We start from the raw sequence: 19,388 nt of genomic DNA, 5'->3' as shown, positions 1-19,388 counted from the left end.
CTATGAAAGCTTATATCATACTTTTACTAACAGTAATCTCCGCAGGATTTTCTACTTCATGTTCAAAATTCCTGGAGGAGCCTTATGACAATAGACTGGATCTGACGCAAGGGCTCGATATCCTCGAAGATGTACTAGTGAATGCATATCCCGAACGTCAGGATGTATTCACAGAAATATTAACAGACAATTACCATCACTATGCCAATACAATGCAGGCAAGCATGGGACCACGCTATATCCCCATATACCTGTATCAAGATGAATACGAAGAAACAGATGTTGCATCACCCGGAGCTGCATATGCACATTATTATAAAAAAATATATGATGCAAACTCGATAATCGAAGAATTAGCTTTAGCGCCAGGAGACGAAACACATAAGAAAGCTATCAAAGGAGAAGCTTTAATGATCCGATCCTATGCATATTTTTCCCTTGTGAATCTCTTCGGTCTGCATTACAATACGACGACTTCAGCCACAGATCTGGGTGTACCGCTTGTGTTGGAAGTACCTAAAGCTAATCGCCCATTGTTTCATCGTGCAACAGTCAAACAGGTGTACGATCAGATTGAAAAAGATATGAATGAAGGACTGGCACTACTAAAAGAAGGTCGTGAATTTATGCCCAATACACCGTATCGTTTCTCCATGGCTAGTATTTATGCATTTTTTTCCAGAGTCAGTCTGTACAAAGGAAACTGGGATGATGTAATCAGATACAGCGATCTGGCAGTAGCTGAAAAGGGTGCAATTGTGCGTAAGATGAGCGATGACGTAAACCGTAAAAGAACCACGAATGAGCAGTTCTGGGCGCAGGAGATAATGAACCCCAGCATTCATCCCAGCCTGTTGCTTACCTCACAGAGCAGCCAGTTTCTATGTCGTCCTATCGGGTTTCGTCTTTCCGGATTTTACCTCGCTCATGAAATCTTTTACAGCACACCGAATTCTGACCTTCGGAACCAGTCCTTTAGTTCTGGAGGTACAGTTATTGACAGTGTGGCTTTAGTTGTAAAATATGCCAATCAACCTAATAATCCAGCTGCTGAAGCTTCCAGATACGATTGCTTTACGATGGAAGAAGTGTTGCTAAACAGAGCTGAAGCGTATCTCAGGATTGCAAGTCCCAGTATTACAAAGGCAATGCAAGACATAGAGACTATTCGGAAGGAAAGAATCACACCTTATAGAGCCTTGCCTGTTCCGTCAACTACAGAGAATGCTTTAGTAGCGGTATTGAAGGAAAGACGTCTGGAACTAATCGGCCAGGGTTTCAGATGGTACGACATCAAACGTCTGGGACTGCGTATCGAACATCGTCTGGTCAGGACATCTGCCACACCCGACGTTGTACTGGAACCTAATGACAAAAGAACGGCTATACAGATCCCTATCACTGCACGTGTGGGTAATCCTTCATTAGAGAATCAATTAAATCCGAGATAATTATGAAAAGTACGATAACACTGCTGGTACTGTTTGCATTGCTCTCCTTTGCAGGTTGCGCTAAAGACAGTACCAAAATAAATCAGATCGACGAATCGACTGATTATTTCACAAAAAAAGAGAAAAAACCAAAATCAGCATGGAATGAACTGGATTATCTGGCAGATTCGATCCAAAAAGCCTATGGTGTAGAGATTATTTATGAATTTTCACCGCGCACTATCACAGGAAGTACATTTTTTGTACCGGCCAGGTATGATCAGGCGCTGGAATATACAAAAGTGATACTGGACAAAATATGGCTGAAGACACTTAAAGAACGTTTTCCGAAATTCTTTAATACAGAGACACCTATAGAATTTATCATAGTGGGAGGATTTGTACACTTCAATGATATTACCGTATCGGCATCAGCTGCCGGAGCAGGACTTAATGCGCAGTTTTACAGATTAGGTATGGGAGGGGTCAACAACTTCAGCAAGACGAATAAAAACTGGTTAAGATCACATATATCGACCTTATTTCACGAGCATGCACATCAGATTGATCACAAAATAGGTCGTGGTCATATCTATGATCGTATATCCCAGGGAGAATACTACGGACTTACCTATGGAAGCCGTAGCGACGCACAAGCAAACGATGATGGCTTTTTTACAGCATATGGCGGATATGCCCCGGAGGAAGATTTTGCAACTACAGTAGAAAGTATTACCCTGAAACCTAAAAGTGAGATTCAGACTATCATAAGTAAGAATCCCAAGCTGGAAACCAAATATAAAATGGTATATCAGAAGTATCTGGATATGGGTATAGATTTGCATGAACTGCAACCCATATTAGACTCACTCGTCTATCAAGTTAACTATTAATAAGTACGTTATGATTAAGAAATTATATATATTGGGTTTGGCGGTTATCGGATTACTCTCCTCTTGTGAGAAGGATACGATTACAAACTCCTACTTTGATGATAATCCGGAAAGAACAGCCAAACTGACACAAGAATTTAAACAGTCGCTCCAGAATTCCAAAAACGGATGGGTGATGATGGTCAAGTCAAGCCTGAGTAACAATGTCTACTCTCCGGTTGTCCTGAAGTTTGATACGGTAACCAATAAAGTGAATATAACAACAATTTATGGATACACAGATCCTACGGATTCATACTTCAATATTTCTGCAGGTATAGGTAGTCCCCAGATTACGTTTACAACCGGGTCGGTAATGACTTCTTTATTCCGTATCGGAGCACAGGCATCCGACATTACAGACCATGTATACAATGTCGTAAAGGTATCTGCCGATACACTGGAGATCCGCGGATACCGCAGCGGACGTGTCTATACCAAAGAAGGCGGGGTGATTTACAAGATGTTCAAAAGACCTGACAACTGGACCTGGGCAGATGCTGATCGTTATTTTGATCTTACAACTGCTACAGGTCGGACTGACTTGGTCAACAGAAGTGGTGACCTCGTTGTCAGATATGCAGATGGGTCTCCCGGAAAAACGTTTTTATTCCGTATAGGAGTATGGAATGATGCATCGATTGCTAACTATAGGACAGAAGATCCTTTTGTAACAAATATTTCAGCAAAGGGATTTCTACCGATGTACACTCCGTTGATTGATTATTATGAAAAAATACCGGGATCAACGAATACAACTTTACTGAGATTCACATGTACGTTTGGACAAAATGCGTTTTCCTTTTATCCATTTGATTTCAACGCAAATACAAATCAGAATGTTATAGCTTTCAAAGATAAAATCAAAACACATTATCTGATTGCCAAAGAAGTCAGAAAAAACGGGAGAAATGTAGACATCGATTTTGTAGCATATGATCAGAAAGGGAATGAAGCGGTAACTGCTACATATACACTTCGATAATAAAAATACTGTAACCTCAGATTCTTTAACCACCGAGAGGGTGTCTTGAAAATGTATGCTGTGGTCTGTGAAATCTGGATAAAAGAGTTGAATCAACAAAGATTGTAAATTCATTTTTTTTAAGACCAAACAGATCTGTGTTATGCTTTTCAAACACCCTCTTTATTTATAAATATCTCATAGAAAAAGTAGTTTCTCCAACATGAAAAAATTAGCATTCATCGCCATATTCCAGCTACTCTATATATTCCTGAGCTGTAAACAGGACGATCAGAAAGTAACTTTAATATTTAGTAACCCGATCATAGATTCCTGCACGGTAGACATCTATCACTATATCAGCGGAGAAAAGCTGTACAGTACTTCTTTTACCAATTTGACAGGCTCCTGGGTACTCGACTCGTTACCAACGGATATGTATGTATTAAGTATTTCCTGGCAAAGAAGGTATATCCCTCATCAGATGTACAGATCGAGCCGTAATAAACAAGATCTGAATGAACAATTTATACTGACTAAAAATCTATATCTGAATCCGGATCAGGAGACTGTTTATAAAGTGAGTCTGCATCCTTCACTCTATGACAGGGAGAAGATAGAACTGACAGAACAACCGACCATGCTGATCCTACCTAATAATTGTAAAGACTGTGTCTTGTCAGAGAAGTATTGGCATCTATATGAAAAGGATAAGAAGGCTAGAAAAAACCACGTAGATTCCTTGCAGAGCAAAATGTCTGAAGCTGTAAATAATTCAGACTATACACATGCCGGAGAGCTCAATAAACAGATACAAGCAGAGAGTCAATCCCGCGGTAACAGTTCGATTATGGAGCAAAGTCTGAAGCAGATGATACAACAAAATAACGAAAGCCCTGTAACGACATTCTTCGTTTTCCATGAGTTATACCTCTACAGAGATTTTGCAGCATACAAGTCAAGTTTTGATAACCTGGCAGCAAATGCAAGGAATAGTAAATATTACAATATGATACGTAAACAGTATGAAAAACTGTAAATATTAAAAAAGCCCAACCCTTTCGGGTTGAGCCTAAACTAACTAAACAATAAAACAATATATCCAAGAAAGCTTTTAAATCTGACCGGAATAAAGAATTTATAATTCTTTACCAATCCTTTTTATATATTTTACCATCGAAGACGAGTTCTTCATCAAACAATGTTTTTGCAATATCACTCATTTGTCTTTGCTGTCTTTGAAAATTACTCCGATTCGGATCCATCGCAAAGATCATATGTGCGCCATATCCTCCGTCGCGCAACCTTTTCAGATTAGCTGCAGTTGTATAATAACCTCTCGCAAATTCTTGCGAATACAATGCCATTCCTTTTTTAGACATCCCGGGATAATTTCCGGAAAGATCGGATGATCCTCCGTAATCATGAAGTCCATAATCTACAAACTGCCCTGGCTGTACTCCATCCACAGCATTAAAAGAGCGTGTTGAACTGTATACATATGCCAGTGTAAGTTTATTCGGCATTACTTTTTTTGTTTCATAAAAAAGTCTGGCTGCTGCATCAGAAGATGGATACACAAAACCGGGAGGCGGAGGGTATATTTCTTTAGAATATTCATCATCAAAAAATACACCATCCAGATCATAAGCATCACATACTGCTTTAAGCTCTTTTGCGAATTCACGTGCAGTATTATCAGATAAATTAGCGACACCTGCACGGTCATGATTCCCCAGTATGCTGAGCACGACTTTAATACCACGATCTTTCAGCGGTTTTAGATATTTCATTCGATTATCCAACAGATGCTGCACATTCGGATTGTGATATACATACACCTTACCCGTTTCCTCATTGTAGTTAATATTGGAAGAAAAAAGGATGACCATATCAATCAAGGGCTTACCACTGTCTTTTAATGTAAAACTCAAGTTATTCAATGGATTAGTGTCATTTACCTCCATACAACTGATAATTTCAATACCGGTAGATTTGGCTGCACTTGGAATCTTTGAAAGATCCTTAACGAAGACAAGGTAGTCTGATTCCTGTGCTGACAGTAATGCATTCCCGCTATTTATAGTGGTTCTTACCGGAATAACATAGGATACATCACTGCTTAGAGAAGCTCCGGTTTTCACCTGAACTTCTATTTGTGTGGACTTATTTTCACCCTTTGCGATTTGTAATACTCCATTATTACCCAATGTCAGTAACTCTTTTGGAAACAAGGCATGAGTTGTCCCATTTTGCTTATTATAGTTATCCAATACAGCTTCATTATATGCAATAGATGCGGTGACAGCATCAGAAGCAGCTTTGGAAAGATTGAGTTGAAGTGTTGTCGTCCCACTGTTTCGGAATTCGAGACTGCCTGTATTTATTTTGCCTTCTCCATTAGTAATAAATGCTAACGCATCTTTACTACTCTGGAAGCCCGCTTCATCAACTGTTGCCACTTTGACCAGCTCCTGTTTACAGGAAGTCATCCCTCCTATCGTGATCAGAGATAAGATCACAAACAGACAGATTTTATTATAGCTGTGATTTTTCATTACCTTATAATTTTTAGATTAACAATTTTATTTTTTTGCCGGCAGGGATACGGGAGTCCATTTGATATCCTTACCTGATTTTGACGTCAGGTTATTACCATTTCCTGTATAATCCTGTACTGTATTTCCGGCTCCTTCATTACATTTCCAATAGGCTACCAAACCATTACTTTTGGGATCTACCTCATATGGACTACCGGCAATTTCCTCTTCAGTGCGGACAACATTCCATATTCTGCATTCTGCAAATTCACCTGCAAAGAACCGGTCATCAGCATAAGACCGGCCTATATAGAATCCATCCTGTCCATTCACACCCAGCGAGATAGGTGCCAGTGATAATGTTCCTTCAGACTGGACTTTGCCATTGACGTATATTTTGATAGCTCTGCTCGTCCGGCTGTATGTAACTGCTATATGTACCCATTCATTTGAAGGCAATCCTTTATTGGAATCTCCCCCCGGAAAATTACCTGAACTTGTAGCTATCTGGATCTGATTGGATGGAAAACCGGCATCTCCAAGACGAATTAAAAAACGACCCTCAATACCCATTACAGAACTGATCATCCTGTCATAATTACGGGCTCTGACCAGTGTTTCTATTGTAATCTCTGACAGATTATTGACCACTCCGGGATTAGCCCACTGGTTAATATGCAGATAGTTTTCTTCCAGATCTGCCACCACATTGATAAGTGCAGCACCTTTCAACACATAGTAAGTGGTGCGGGCACTTTGTAAAATATCGATATCTGCACTGGAAATAGTCACAGGCAATACATAGATCTGTTCGCGATCCAACATATTTATTTTATCAAAGTAAACGGTCACATCATTCGATTTTACACTTCCGGCTGGAATCTGTGCAGATGCCTGAGGTAACCGGTAATTCTCTTTTGGCAACATGATCGCTTTATCGTAGTAGGCGGCATTATATTTCTCAACCAATGATGCATCTACATTATAGGCAATGTTAACATCTCTGGTCTCCGGTCTGGCTATAGATGCCTGCAATTTACGCTCATCTGAAATCAACGTTGATTTGATAAGAAGATTTTCAACCTTAGGAACAGCATTAAATACATTGTTTGAGAAGATTTCTTCATTTTTACAACTGACAGCGAAAGTCAGGATTGAAAAAAGCGCTATCTGGATGTATATATATAAACTTTTCATATTTTAATCATTTAATTATAGACGGATTTAGAGTATAAATAGCCTCACGGGTGTACTGATATACTTTATAGGTATTAAAATAATCATTGTTCATATTGTATATACCCAGTCCCGAAACCGTATATCCGCTATGTGTCGCTGCAGCCCAACCGGCAGTTACACCCAGCGCACGAGAACCATCCGAAAATATTCCGGTCTTGGTATCCGTTTTATCCAGAGAAACAGTAGAAGCTGTAACAATAAAACGATCTGTAGGTACACCTTCCACATTTGTCATAAGGATATTATATGACAACCTATCCTTACCCTTTACATCCAGATCAGGAAGTATTATATGTAAGCAGGAAGCAAGAATAGTTTTATCTGTCAGATTCTGCGGATATCCTTCAAATACAAGGACTTTACCTTTATTGGCATTATACCACTTGCTAACAAGATCCATATAGATCTTTTCCCGTTTACTGTAAACCTCCTTATCACTGTCTGTCATATGTGCGGTACTTTTCCCTCTGTAGCCTGCTATAATTCCGTCATATTTATACTTGTCGATTAATTGCAGAGTATACTGTAAAGTATCCGATAGATAGGTTTCAAAATCCTTTTCAGAACCGGTTAATTTACCAGCCTTTTTGAGTTCGTCCATTCGGAGATCATAAGCCAGTTTAGTACCGTCATAATCGAATCCGAAGATCACTTTTGTACCCTTTTCATTTCTAAGAGCATCCATCTGCTGCAATTCGCGATCTATCAGTTTATCGGGTGATTTCAACACCACAAAATCTACACTATCCGGTACATTTTCAATATGTTGCCCTCTGTTAATCGGTGTTTTCACATGATTATCAAACCAACCATAAATAACCTTATGCTTTGAATTCTTGTATGCTTTCAAATTAGCAAGATAAGCAGCATAGAGCTCAGGGTTTTGCGTCCTGATGTCCGGATCTTCTATTTTGACAGTCTCTGTTTCCGTCCATTTTTCACAGGAAACCAATATAAGGGTCAGTGCCCACAGACAACATGTGGAGAAGACCAGTCTTTTCAAATTAATTTTTCTTTTCATAATCCTCTTATATTACTTTTTTGCCCACCATAAATCAGTTCCCATTTCATCCAATCCTTTCAGATACGAACTCACGGCATTTTGCACATTAGCAGCATTTTCGGTGTATTCGTCTTGTGGATAAGGAAGTCTGCGTGCCATACGTTGAGAGTTTACGCGTCCGCCACTGTTATTCTGCAATACACTCATCAGTTTAGGATATCCCGTACGACGGTATTCCGTCCATGCTTCAATACCTAATGGGAAGTTTGCAATCCATTTTTGGGTAATAATACGTTCGAGATTCTGTTCCATATCAGATGCTGAATTCCATTTAATGGTAATCATACTGGTAGAACCGGTATTCGAAGATGCTCCTAAAGGATCTATATAAGATACCGGAACGCTTCTGCTGTCATCTATATATGCAGTTGCACCCGCAGCACCCCATTGATTAAAGGACAGATTAATACCCGTTTTATAGAACCCTTCTGCCGGAGTAGATCCTGTCATAGCTGCTGTACCCATGTTCCAGCCTCGCAGTGCTCCCTCAGCTCTTAAAAATGCTACCTCTGCAGCATTCATCCAGAGTACCTTATCTGTATTACCTACATTCATATTGGTATATCTCTTCACGTTTTCACCACTGGGAATAGAAATTCCTGAACGCAACCCTATATATCCGTTTGTAATATTTCCGGTAAATGTGGATACGGTAAAATATTTTTCACGTCTAGGATCTTTGTATCCATTCATATAAGAAGTAATATCTGCCGAAATACGGGAATCTCCATTGTTATATTCATACATCACTACCCTGAACGGATTTTTAGTAACAGGCTGTGCAAATGCATTATCATCATTTGAGACCATAGGACCTATTTCATGCTGTACTGCTTCCTCAGCCTTAGTTTTTGCCAGCGTTGGGTTAGCAGACAGAATGCGCATAGCCAGTCTTAACTTTAAGGAGTTTGCTAATTTGACCCACTTAATCACATTTCCTCCAAAAACAATATCAGCCTTAGGTGTAAAATTCTCGGTACGGCGTAGTGTTAATACAGCAATCGCGGCATCCAGTTCAGCAAACATTTTCGTATAAACCTCTTCCTCGGAATCGTAAGGAGCATTCAATGCACCCTCCGCACCTATTTTTGAATATGGAATAGGGCCATATATACTGGAAACTCTTGAAATAGATAGTACCTTAATAATATCAGCTACCGCTGCAGGAATAGGATCCTGAGTCACACTTTTTACCTTTACATTCCGAATAAAAATATTTGGAATTACATCGTTGAACGGTACTCTAAGCCAGTTTTCTTCCGGATTATAGGTTGCAAAATTTTTGCCGTTAAAGCCATTATTGGAGTCTGAAAGATACCCTCCGTAAGAACCGCCAAGCAGGCATTCGGTAAACTGGCAGGTATTTACATCCAATGGCACTACCCAGGCCTGCATACCTGTCAACGCTGAGGCAAGGATATAGCCATCGCGTTCTACTTCTTCCTGAGTCGAACCTTTCGGATCGGTATTGTACTTTTCAAAACTCTTGGTGCAGGATTGAAGGACCAGCATGGCACCAATGAGATATATTGTGAGTGATTTATTCATTTTCATATCCATCTCTTTTAAAATTTAAGTCTGACATTAACTCCAACATTCCTTGTACTTGGCGTCATAAAATTGTCAATACCCTGATAATAATTTCCTGTACTTGCCGTAGATTCAGGATCATATGGTGCCTTGTTATAAATCATCCAAAGATTACGTCCTACCAGTGTAAGTGATACTTCACCAAGATTCCAAAAACGATTTTTAGGGATAGTATAACCAATACTTGCTTCCTGCAATCTCACATTTGTTGCACTATATGCATAGTATTGCGGCAATCCGCTTTTACCTCCGATGGTTGTATACCAGGTCTCTGCATCTACCAAATCGCCACCATTAAGCATGACACCACCGTTTTCTCTTGCCAGAGCAGATGCTTCAGATACTCCATACTGATCCAAGGCAGCTTGTGTCGCAGAATAAACGATTCCTCCCAGACGCGCCGAGAACATAAATCCGGCTCTGAAATTTTTCCATGAGAAATCATTTCTCCAGGCCATATTGGCTTTCGGAAAAATACTACCTAATTTGATATCACCAGCTTTGTTGTTTATCGCTACTCTTCCATCCTGATCGATATAAATATCCCCATTGCTATCCCGTTGAAGATCTGACAACGAATACATATCACCAAGTGTGCCTCCTTCTTTCAATATAAAGCGTGCCTGAGAAAGACCTCCTACATCCAGCCGGTCCTTATTAATAATAGCTCCGGTCTCCGGATGCTGGTAGTTACGTACCAGTTCCAGAATCTTATTTCTGTTGGCACTGAAGGTATAATTGGAAGCCCAATTTACATCACCCCACTGTTTTTGATATCCCAATCCCAGCTCTATCCCTCTGTTTCTCACACTTCCGGTCTGTACATACAATGTAGTGTACATAGAAGACACGGAGATTTTAGGGTCAAAAGTCTGGTTGTAAGTCTTCGTATCATATACACTCAGATCAAGATTAAAACCTTTGAGAAAACGGGTAGAAATACCCAATTCCCAGGAATCTGTCCGTTCAGGTTTCAGATCCGTCATAGGATAGTTAGTCTTATCCTTATACTGCTGGATTGTTTCATCCCAATCATATACAGGGTTGGCAATAAAGCGTGGAAAAGGTAAACCAATAGAAGCAAATGAACCCCGTAATTTCAGGTATTCGATTTCCTCCGGCATAGAAAATATCTCGGAAAGAATGATTGAAGTTCCGACAGATGGATAGAAAAATGAAGTTGCCTTAGATTTAGGACCGGCAAGCTGTGAAGCCCAGTCATTTCTTCCGGTCAATGTCAGATAATATGCCCCTTTATACCCCAGTTCAGCACTCGCAAAGATAGACTGTGTCTGATCCCGCCATCCTTCATCCCGATGTTTGGTATTTTCATAATCTAACTGTGCTATATTAAATTTGTTCGGAATACCGTTTGGCCGTATAGGACCCCGGTTCTGAATAAAATTCTGACGGGCATCAGTCAAAATAGCCCCCACATTGGCCTGCAAAGAAAAGTCATTGAATGTCTTATTGATGTTGGCCATAAAATCAGTGTACAACTGCTTGTCTTTTATTTCTTTTATACCATACAAGCCATTTTCAGATCCTTCAGCAAGTGTTGTATTTGTAGAAGCGTATAATCTTTCAGAATATTCAGTATCTGCGTTATCGATGCGTACACGCGCTGCAAGACTCAGCCAGTCTAACACTTTATACTCCAGATTTGCATTAAGCATATATCTGTCCTTACTATTATTGCGCAGATTACGGTAATTAATCCAGTATGGATTTTGTCCTGTAAATTCATTCAGTCCCTGTGGCCAGTATTGGGTATATATCTTACGCTGAGTATCATACCGTTCATACATTTTGATATCATTCCAATCGTCGCCGCGAGGAAAAAGATAAGCCGTCACAAGAGGATTCGAATAGGTCCCCTGATTAGTCATATTCTGATCTTGCTGCTTGATATAGCTCCCTCCTACATCCAATGTCATCTTATCATTTAAAAACTTTGAAGTATTACGGAATGTAAAATTGTAACGGTCATACTTGTTATTCGGAATTATACCTTCCGAGTTGACTGCCGCAGCAGATACATAGGTTTGATTTTTTTCATTTCCGGTAGAAAATGAAATATTCTCGGTCGCAATAACTCCTGTTTTGAAATAGTCCTTATCGGGAGAATAACCCATAAAGTTAGAGGAATTGAGCGGTTTACCCCAGCTTCTATCATTTGTATTCTGAAACAAGCCGCTTCCCGTACCAAATCTGTTCTGGAATTTAGGTAACACAAAAGCATCTAATATTTCCGTATTCTGGGACAGAGAAAGTGTAGTTTTACCTATTTTCCCCTTTTTAGTATTGATGACTATTGCACCGTTGGCAGCACGACTTCCGTATAAAGCTGCGGCAGCGGCTCCCGTCAGTACAGACATGGATTCAATATCTTCCGGATTGATGTCCGCAATAGATTCTGATGTCCCTGATGAGCTGAATTCTTTGCCTTCTTCCCCACTGTAGTTGTGAATAGGAATACCATCAATTACATATAATGTATTATTGGTCTGATCGATAGCCTTTGATCCGCGCATAACCACTTTGCTGGCACCTCCGATACCGGAAGAGCTACTGTTTATCGTTACACCTGCTACTTTTCCTGAAAGCGCATTGATGAAGTTTACATCTTTAACACGTGTCAGATCGTCTTCCTTGACCTGTTGAACATTGTAACTCAAGGCCTTTTCCGACCGCTTTATACCTAAGGCAGTCACGACCACGGCATCCAGCATATTATCTTCTGCTGCGAGGGACAATTCTATAGGTTGAGCTGTAGAGGTAATGGTATAACTTTTGGCCTGATAACCTACAAAACGTATCTCAAGTACATCATTCACTTTGGCCTGAGCCAACGTAAAACGACCTTCTGCATCCGTAGATATCCCGATGTTAGTTCCTTTTATAGACACTGAAGCTCCCTGTAAAGGCTCTCCCTTATCATCCGAAATTTTTCCGGATACCCCTTGCTGAAACGAATTAGCATTTTTAAGTGAAGAAGCTTCTTCCGTCTGAGTAATTTGGTTAATCAGGATAGTATTATCTTTGATCTTATATTGAAGACCGGATTGATCAAGCAGAGTATTCATTACTTTATGAATATCTGCCTCATCAAATTCTACATTAAGTATTTTTTTATCATTAAAGATCTGATTAGAGTATAAGATATTATATCCAGTCTGCTTATTAATAATTTTAATAAGTTCTGATGCTCGTATTTTTTGCTTTTTAAGGGTCACTACACCTTGTCCGGCAGCCGAAATAGAGCAATAGGTGACCATTAAAGCCACGCACGTAGCCCGGGCTAGTTTAAAAAAATTTAACCTCATGATTTTTAAGAAGTAATTTAAATTGGTTATTTAAAGAGTATAATTGCGGTGAAATCTGGTAATTAGTCTATCAGTCCATAAGCGTTAATTTTGGTTTACAATAATTGTTCGGTTTATAATTTTGAATTTCAATGTACTTGTACTCTGCAGTAGTTCAAGTACTTTTTCTACTTCAGCGTATCTGGATATTTTACCGCTGAATGTGATGTACCTGCTCCCCTCCTTAGCATATTGTACATCTACATTGTACCATCTGGACACTCTGTTCAGAATAGATTGTAACGATTCATCCCGGAATACGAATTCATTATTTTTCCAGTCAACAAAGTCTTCTGCATCAACCTGACTGATAAAGATATCCTTGCCTTTGACATGTGCCTGTTGACCTGGTGTAAGTATTTTTTGATTATTGATCTGAATTCTACCTTCCAGTAAGGTTGTGATATTATTAGACAGATCATAGGTATTGACATTAAAGACTGTCCCCAGAACTTTGATTTCCTGTCCGTTACTCTGAACAATAAAAGGACGCTTTTTATCTTTTGCGACAGCAAAATAGCCTTCTCCTTTAAGCTCTACTTTCCGGAGATCGCCATCAGACATATCTGTCGGAAACCGAAGCGAGGACGCCGCATTGAGTGTCACTTCTGAACCATCTGAAAGCTCAATCAGGAATTGCCCTCCTCTAGGTGTCTCAATTACATTATATTCGCCTCCTGTTACACCTCTCTGTACTACATATTTTAATTGACCGTCGGCAGTTTTCTGAATAGTTATGCCTGAAGCCAGTGTCGAATGTTCAGTTGTGAGTTCGATTTTACGTCCGTCAGCAAGTGTCAATGTAGCCTGATCCGATCCGGGTACAACCTTATCTGCTATTTTCACCGGTGTTTCCTGTTGTCCGGTTTGCGTCTGCCATACAAAAAGTGTGGTCATACTCATGATAAGAACTGCCGCCGCATATGGCAGATAACGCTTCAGACTTCTGTATATAGATTTATTGCTGGTAGAAGAAGATATTTTAGCATCCAGTTGTTCCCATAGAAATTGCTTTTTTTCTGCAGACAGCACAACTTTATCCGTTTCGGGAAGCGCCTCTATCCATAACTCTAACAGCATTCTCTCCTGTTCAGAGCATGTATTATTTGCATACTTCTCTACTAATATATCTATAGTATTATCATTCATAATTGGCGAACTAACACAATGATGTTGCACAAGTATGCCTTAGGGAGTAGAAAAAAATAAAATTATTTTTCGGATAGCAGATAACTGATAATTACGATCACTTCAGCCTGTCTCGGACTGATCTTAGAGCGAAAGATTTTCAGGACATTATTAATCTGCTTCTTAACCGTTTTTTCTGATAACTGAAGTTCTTCTGCAATTTCTTTGTGTGAGAGGAAATCCTGTCTGCTCATCCGAAAGATCTGTTGCATCTTAGGCGGCAGCTTAGCGGTTTCTCTTTCGATAAAATCCCGAACTTGTTTTTCCTGAATAACATCCAGAACAGGATCATAAAAGGGATTGAGATAGGTCGCTAAATTTTCGATGTATTTGTCTCTCGTTTTTTGTTTCCGAAGGCTATATAGCATCTGCTTGCGTACAGACATATACAACCAGGCTAGAGGTGTATCCAGGCGCAGATCATGTCTGCGCATCCACAAGGAAGCAAATACTTCCTGTACAAAATCATTAGCCTCCTCTTCATCCGTATGAAGACGTCTGGCATACTGTATGAGCTCCTGAATATGCCGCAGGTACAAGGCTGTAAAACCGGCATAATCATCCTGACCAATTAAAATCATTAATTGTTGATCTGAAAGCAGGTTATAATCAGTTTCCTTTGGCATAATAATAAACACAATACAATCTGTGCATGGAATCCAAAGATATAAATATTTTATAATTTGAAAAAAGAAGCATGGGGAAGGAAAAAATCTTTTACAATTTAAATAAAGAAGGGAAAAGGAGGGGGACACCTCCTCTTCATTTACCTTCTCTATGTTCTGTGCCACCTGTTCACCTTTACATACGTGGTCAGAACACTCAACTATAAACCACCATAAAACTCGTTATAAAATAATAATGCCACCACAACCTGTGGTTATAATTTAAAAAAATTAATCATTCAGGCTTTTTCCAGCTTTACCTTCCCGGCTACCAGAGGTTTACGGTTCACAAATTCCTGGTGAAACAAGATAATGCCTTTGAGATGATGGAAGAGTATCAGTGTTTTTTTATCCCGTGTAAAAAGCTTGATGTATCCCAATACTGGATTATAAGTTGCATCAATAATATCATCCCAATGTGCTATCTGCATCTTACCCAGATTACTGTAACACATAATATATACATGATTATATTGCACCTTATGGAAATAATACAGAGAAAGGCTATGAACACCACATACACCAAAGATCAAAAGCAGAATGACTGCAAAGGTCATCTCGGTCATATCCATACGGCCATAATCATATACTGCCCCTCCTACAATTCCGGCACACATCATCAGACAAAAATACCCCAGATATACATGTACAGGATGAACACGCATCACAAAACTACCATCTTCCATACTTTCCATTACAGAAGATGACTTATTAATAAATCGATACAGGAAATAACAAATAATTCCTGTTATACTCATGGTAAGAATGCTTTGCATATCGATTACATAATGGTCCCAGATAGTCGGAATTAATAATTGCTTACAGATTTAAAAAATACAAATACCATATTTTCAATCTGTTGTTAAAAAAGAGGGGAAAAAGAGGAGGCTATTCTCCCCTTTCTTATCCCTCCATTTTTTAAAGTCCTGAATTGCGTATCCACCCAAAGAATGCACATGATTGAAATCAATATCATCAAAATGACTATTGACATACTATAACATATCAGAACATTTTATAAACACTACAAAATTCGACATTAATAATGATGTCCACCACAACCTCAGGTTATAATTTAAAAAAGATAAGTACGGAAAGCTGAAAAGAAAAGTCAGCCATAATGAAGCATTTTATAAGCAGAAGGAGGAGTTATCTCTACTCCTTCTGCTATTTCCTAAATCGATTCTGTGCGGTTTATGCACCGAGGAAGCACAGACGTAGGACAAAAACCAACGCACCGAGATTATGACTATTCTTAATGTGACGATGGTCAGAACATTTTATAAACATAGCAAACATCGCTATTAAAATTGACCTCCGCCACAACCACAGGTTGTATTTTCAAAAAGATGAATATAAATTTCATATCGAAAAATCCGATGCGATATAAGGAATAAAATTAAGATTCTGAACAGGCCGTATTAAGAGGAATTAATACCTTATCACAGTGATATAGCCTTTATTGACATGTACTTTCCCGCTCGGCAATTCTACCTCCAGGATATAGAAATAGGTGCCCTGATTGAGCCCTACAGCACTCCAGTCATTCTGATACTGATGAGAACGGTAAACTTCATTACCCATTCTGTTGAAAACAGTCAGTTTATTTCTTGCATTAGTATCCAATCCTTTGATAACAAAGAAATCATTCTTACCATCACCATTAGGGGTGATAATATTAGGTATATTCAGGAATACAATATTAACCGTTGAGCTGGCCTGATTATCTTCAATCGCTGTATCCCTCTCGCGGGAGGTGACTTTACTCATAGTAATAGCATTTCCTTCAGAAATAGCTTCTACATTTATCCAGAGAGAAGCAGACCCTCCGGCTTCCATCTCACTTATTTTCCATATCAGCTGCCTGCTGCTTGCCTGATAAAACAATTCTCCCGGATAGGTACCGGTTGGACCTACATATTCAATTTCACGTGGTATATTAAATGTGATGGTCAATTCATGTGCAGCTTTATTTCCATTATTCAGCACCATAAGCTGATAATTATAATTACGTCCTACCATTACGGTATTTGCATCAGGAAGATTACGTATTTCGAGATTTACCTCCACATCTTCTCCAAACGGATCAACAATGATTTCAACCGGATCAGAAAGATCCGAATTACAGCCTTCACCCAAAGCAATAACCGTATAAATTCCCGCTTCTGTTACAATAATTCGCTGATCATGGAATCCATTAAGAGGTTCATTGTTCTTAAACCAGATATAAGAAAGCGCATGTTCGGCATCGGCCCGTAAAGTAACTTTCTTCCCTTTGACAATATGCAAAGTCTGTCCCTGTTGCGCCGTTGCTTCTGAAAAGAGAAGCAACAGGGCAACTAGAAAAGATAAAATATATCCGGACAGACGTAGCATCTTGTATTAATTTATATCGGTTAGTCTGTGACTGCCTCGATAGTAATATGTGGTTTACCTGGTGTAGGTGTTACCGTAATAATCAGATCGCTTGCTCCGTTTACCGCAAAATCCCTGTAGATTACATAAGGTCTGTTACGGTTAGCCGGATCATCAGCAGAAAGTCCGTTACTTCTATCCTTAATGGCATACTCCGCCTCTACGAGAATTTTGTACTTTCCGAAAGCTGATATCTGCGGAAAAATAGAATTAGCAGTACCGGTCAATGCAGTTACCCCCGTTAAAGTACTTGGGTCGAATTTAGCATCATCAATACTTGCACCAGCCAAAGGAGCATTGGCAGCATCTACTTTAACTGCATACCAACGGTAGTTAATGGTAAAATCAGTTACAGCCGGAGTAAGTCCGCTGGTCACAAAAGAAGGTGTAGCCGTCACCTGCACTTTGGCTTGTGTATTAGAGCCAGAAGTTTCAGATTCACAAAAGGCAAAATCTGTAGCTCCGCCAGCTAATACCCCAGCAGAAGCAATATTCAATTGAGGCAATACATATACTACAAAGACCTCTTCCTGCGGTGTACAAAGCGCACCTACAGGAGCATTATCAGGGTTTACAACACCTTGAACTTTAAAGTAGTGATACCCCTCTGTCAAACCGGTCAACGGTAATCTGTTGTTATCCGTACTTGCATCTTGTGCCACAGAATAACCTCCGGCAACTAAACTTGGATTAAATGCAGCACCTGAAGCTGCTGCTGCACCTGAAGTACCCATATAATACCAGGTGTAATTCGTAAATCTTAATGCGGTACGAGGTGTAGGCAACACACTCACATCTTCATTCAGCGCAGCTACCAGTGTCAGAGACGGACCATTGGTTGCCGGATTATAAAACAAGACAGAGTTGACAGTTTCGTAAGCCGAAGTACCATTGGTCAGTACCGGAGTGATGGCCGTAACACGACCTGCATCTGTTACAGAAGTGGAAGGTCCTACATTTAAAGGCGGGTTACTGATACTTTGCCCCCATACGACTGTTCCTGAACATAAAAGCAAAGCGATCACGCCGGCTCTTATTTTTTGAATTTTTCTTTTCATATTGATTACTTAATTGATGTTAATATTTTGTTGATTTTCCATAGTTATTTAATTGACAATATTTTGAATAGTTAAATGCGGCTTACCCTGAGCGGGATATATATTGATACTAAAAGACTGTAATGATCCTTCGCAACCATTTACCGAATTGTAAATGGACACCTTACCTGTATAGACACCATATGAAGCATTTGCCGGAACATTGACCGTGATAGCACTTCCAGTAAGATTTGTCCAGCTGGTTACATTTTGGAAAGAAACAGGTGTACCCGGATCCCAGGTGATTTTATATTGATTACCGCCATTGGCGACCACATAAGGCAGGGATGCATGGATATCTCCTTCACAAATTCTCGGAGAAGGAGACAATGTTATAGATGGTAAAGGATTGATTGTCAATGTCACAGCAGTACGGGTAGAACTCGCACAACCTGTTGTTTCATTAAAAGCTTCGACATAATAAGTAGTCGTAACAGTAGGATTAGAAATAATATAATTAGGTCCCGTATTCAATACCGTACCCCCGCCAGCTGAAGAATACCAGCGATAGGTAATTCCGGCCACCGGAGAACTTACAGACAGCAGCACTGACGTGCCTGAACAGGTCGCTGTATTCGGCACTGTTGGTGCTACAGGTAAAGGATTGACGGTCAATGTGACAGCCGTACGTGAAGTACTCACACAGCTGGCATTTGAGGCTTCTACATAATACGTCACCGTAACTGTAGGATTAGTAATCGTATAATCCGTCCCCGTGAAGAAAGAAGATCCACCTGTAGAAGTTGTATACCAGCGATAGGTCGCCCCTGCTACCGGAGACGAGACAGATAACGTCGCTGCAGTTCCGAGACAAGTAGCTTTCCCCGGCACTGTAGGAGCTGCTGGCAGCGGATTCACAGTCAAGGTCACTGCCGTACGTGCACTCACACAGCCGGTAGT

At 39.8% G+C, this 19,388-nt stretch carries 15 protein-coding genes; 4 read left to right on the top strand and 11 right to left on the bottom strand.

Annotated features, from left to right (window positions below; translation table 11 throughout):
• Positions 1–2 precede the first annotated feature (2 nt).
• The 4 genes from B4B65_RS15955 to B4B65_RS15940 all read left to right on the top strand — a co-directional run bounded on the left by B4B65_RS15955 (position 3) and on the right by B4B65_RS15940 (position 4,365).
• Positions 3–1,451 carry a RagB/SusD family nutrient uptake outer membrane protein gene (locus B4B65_RS15955; RefSeq protein ID WP_293916823.1) on the top strand — a complete coding sequence of 483 codons (1,449 nt, stop codon included), beginning with the start codon at positions 3–5 and terminating at the stop codon, positions 1,449–1,451.
• A gap of 2 nt (positions 1,452–1,453) precedes the next feature.
• Positions 1,454–2,323: a putative zinc-binding metallopeptidase gene (locus tag B4B65_RS15950; RefSeq protein ID WP_293916821.1), complete on the top strand. Its 870-nt coding sequence runs from the start codon at positions 1,454–1,456 to the stop codon at positions 2,321–2,323.
• Positions 2,324–2,333: 10 nt separating this feature from the next.
• On the top strand, positions 2,334–3,347 hold the full coding sequence (locus B4B65_RS15945) for a DUF4302 domain-containing protein (RefSeq protein WP_293916819.1): 1,014 nt from the start codon (positions 2,334–2,336) through the stop codon (positions 3,345–3,347).
• Between the two features lie 202 nt (positions 3,348–3,549).
• Positions 3,550–4,365: a hypothetical protein gene (locus B4B65_RS15940; RefSeq protein ID WP_293916817.1), complete on the top strand. Its 816-nt coding sequence runs from the start codon at positions 3,550–3,552 to the stop codon at positions 4,363–4,365.
• Positions 4,366–4,474: 109 nt separating this feature from the next.
• Here B4B65_RS15940 and B4B65_RS15935 read toward each other — a convergent pair whose 3' ends face one another.
• The 11 genes from B4B65_RS15935 to B4B65_RS15885 form a co-directional block, all read right to left on the bottom strand.
• Positions 4,475–5,884, bottom strand: coding sequence for a BT_3987 domain-containing protein (locus B4B65_RS15935; RefSeq protein WP_293916815.1), 1,410 nt, complete (start codon positions 5,882–5,884; stop codon positions 4,475–4,477).
• A 27-nt stretch (positions 5,885–5,911) separates the two neighbouring features.
• Complete coding sequence (locus tag B4B65_RS15930) at positions 5,912–7,063, bottom strand: DUF1735 and LamG domain-containing protein (protein ID WP_293916813.1); 1,152 nt, start codon at positions 7,061–7,063, stop codon at positions 5,912–5,914.
• Between the two features lie 7 nt (positions 7,064–7,070).
• A complete protein-coding gene (locus B4B65_RS15925) occupies positions 7,071–8,126 on the bottom strand; it encodes a glycoside hydrolase family 18 (protein WP_293916811.1) in 1,056 nt (351 codons plus the stop codon).
• A 12-nt stretch (positions 8,127–8,138) separates the two neighbouring features.
• Positions 8,139–9,716 carry a RagB/SusD family nutrient uptake outer membrane protein gene (locus B4B65_RS15920; protein WP_293916809.1) on the bottom strand — a complete coding sequence of 526 codons (1,578 nt, stop codon included), beginning with the start codon at positions 9,714–9,716 and terminating at the stop codon, positions 8,139–8,141.
• A gap of 17 nt (positions 9,717–9,733) precedes the next feature.
• Positions 9,734–13,084, bottom strand: coding sequence for a SusC/RagA family TonB-linked outer membrane protein (locus B4B65_RS15915; protein WP_293916807.1), 3,351 nt, complete (start codon positions 13,082–13,084; stop codon positions 9,734–9,736).
• 84 nt (positions 13,085–13,168) lie between these two features.
• Positions 13,169–14,272: a FecR family protein gene (locus tag B4B65_RS15910; protein WP_293916805.1), complete on the bottom strand. Its 1,104-nt coding sequence runs from the start codon at positions 14,270–14,272 to the stop codon at positions 13,169–13,171.
• A 62-nt stretch (positions 14,273–14,334) separates the two neighbouring features.
• A complete protein-coding gene (locus B4B65_RS15905) occupies positions 14,335–14,937 on the bottom strand; it encodes an RNA polymerase sigma factor (protein ID WP_293916802.1) in 603 nt (200 codons plus the stop codon).
• Between the two features lie 278 nt (positions 14,938–15,215).
• Positions 15,216–15,734, bottom strand: a complete 519-nt coding sequence (locus B4B65_RS15900; RefSeq protein ID WP_293916800.1) for a hypothetical protein — start codon at positions 15,732–15,734, stop codon at positions 15,216–15,218.
• Positions 15,735–16,407: 673 nt separating this feature from the next.
• Positions 16,408–17,352: a gliding motility-associated C-terminal domain-containing protein gene (locus B4B65_RS15895; protein ID WP_293916797.1), complete on the bottom strand. Its 945-nt coding sequence runs from the start codon at positions 17,350–17,352 to the stop codon at positions 16,408–16,410.
• Positions 17,353–17,372: 20 nt separating this feature from the next.
• Complete coding sequence (locus tag B4B65_RS15890) at positions 17,373–18,449, bottom strand: hypothetical protein (protein ID WP_293916795.1); 1,077 nt, start codon at positions 18,447–18,449, stop codon at positions 17,373–17,375.
• A gap of 48 nt (positions 18,450–18,497) precedes the next feature.
• Positions 18,498–19,388, bottom strand: an 891-nt coding sequence (locus tag B4B65_RS15885) for an immunoglobulin domain-containing protein (RefSeq protein ID WP_422663655.1), incomplete at its 5' end; no start/stop codon positions are given.

The organism is Sphingobacterium sp. UBA5789 (genome assembly GCF_002418355.1).
Taxonomy (GTDB): Bacteria; Bacteroidota; Bacteroidia; order Sphingobacteriales; family Sphingobacteriaceae; genus Sphingobacterium.
This window is presented reverse-complemented; position numbering and strand designations above follow the sequence as displayed.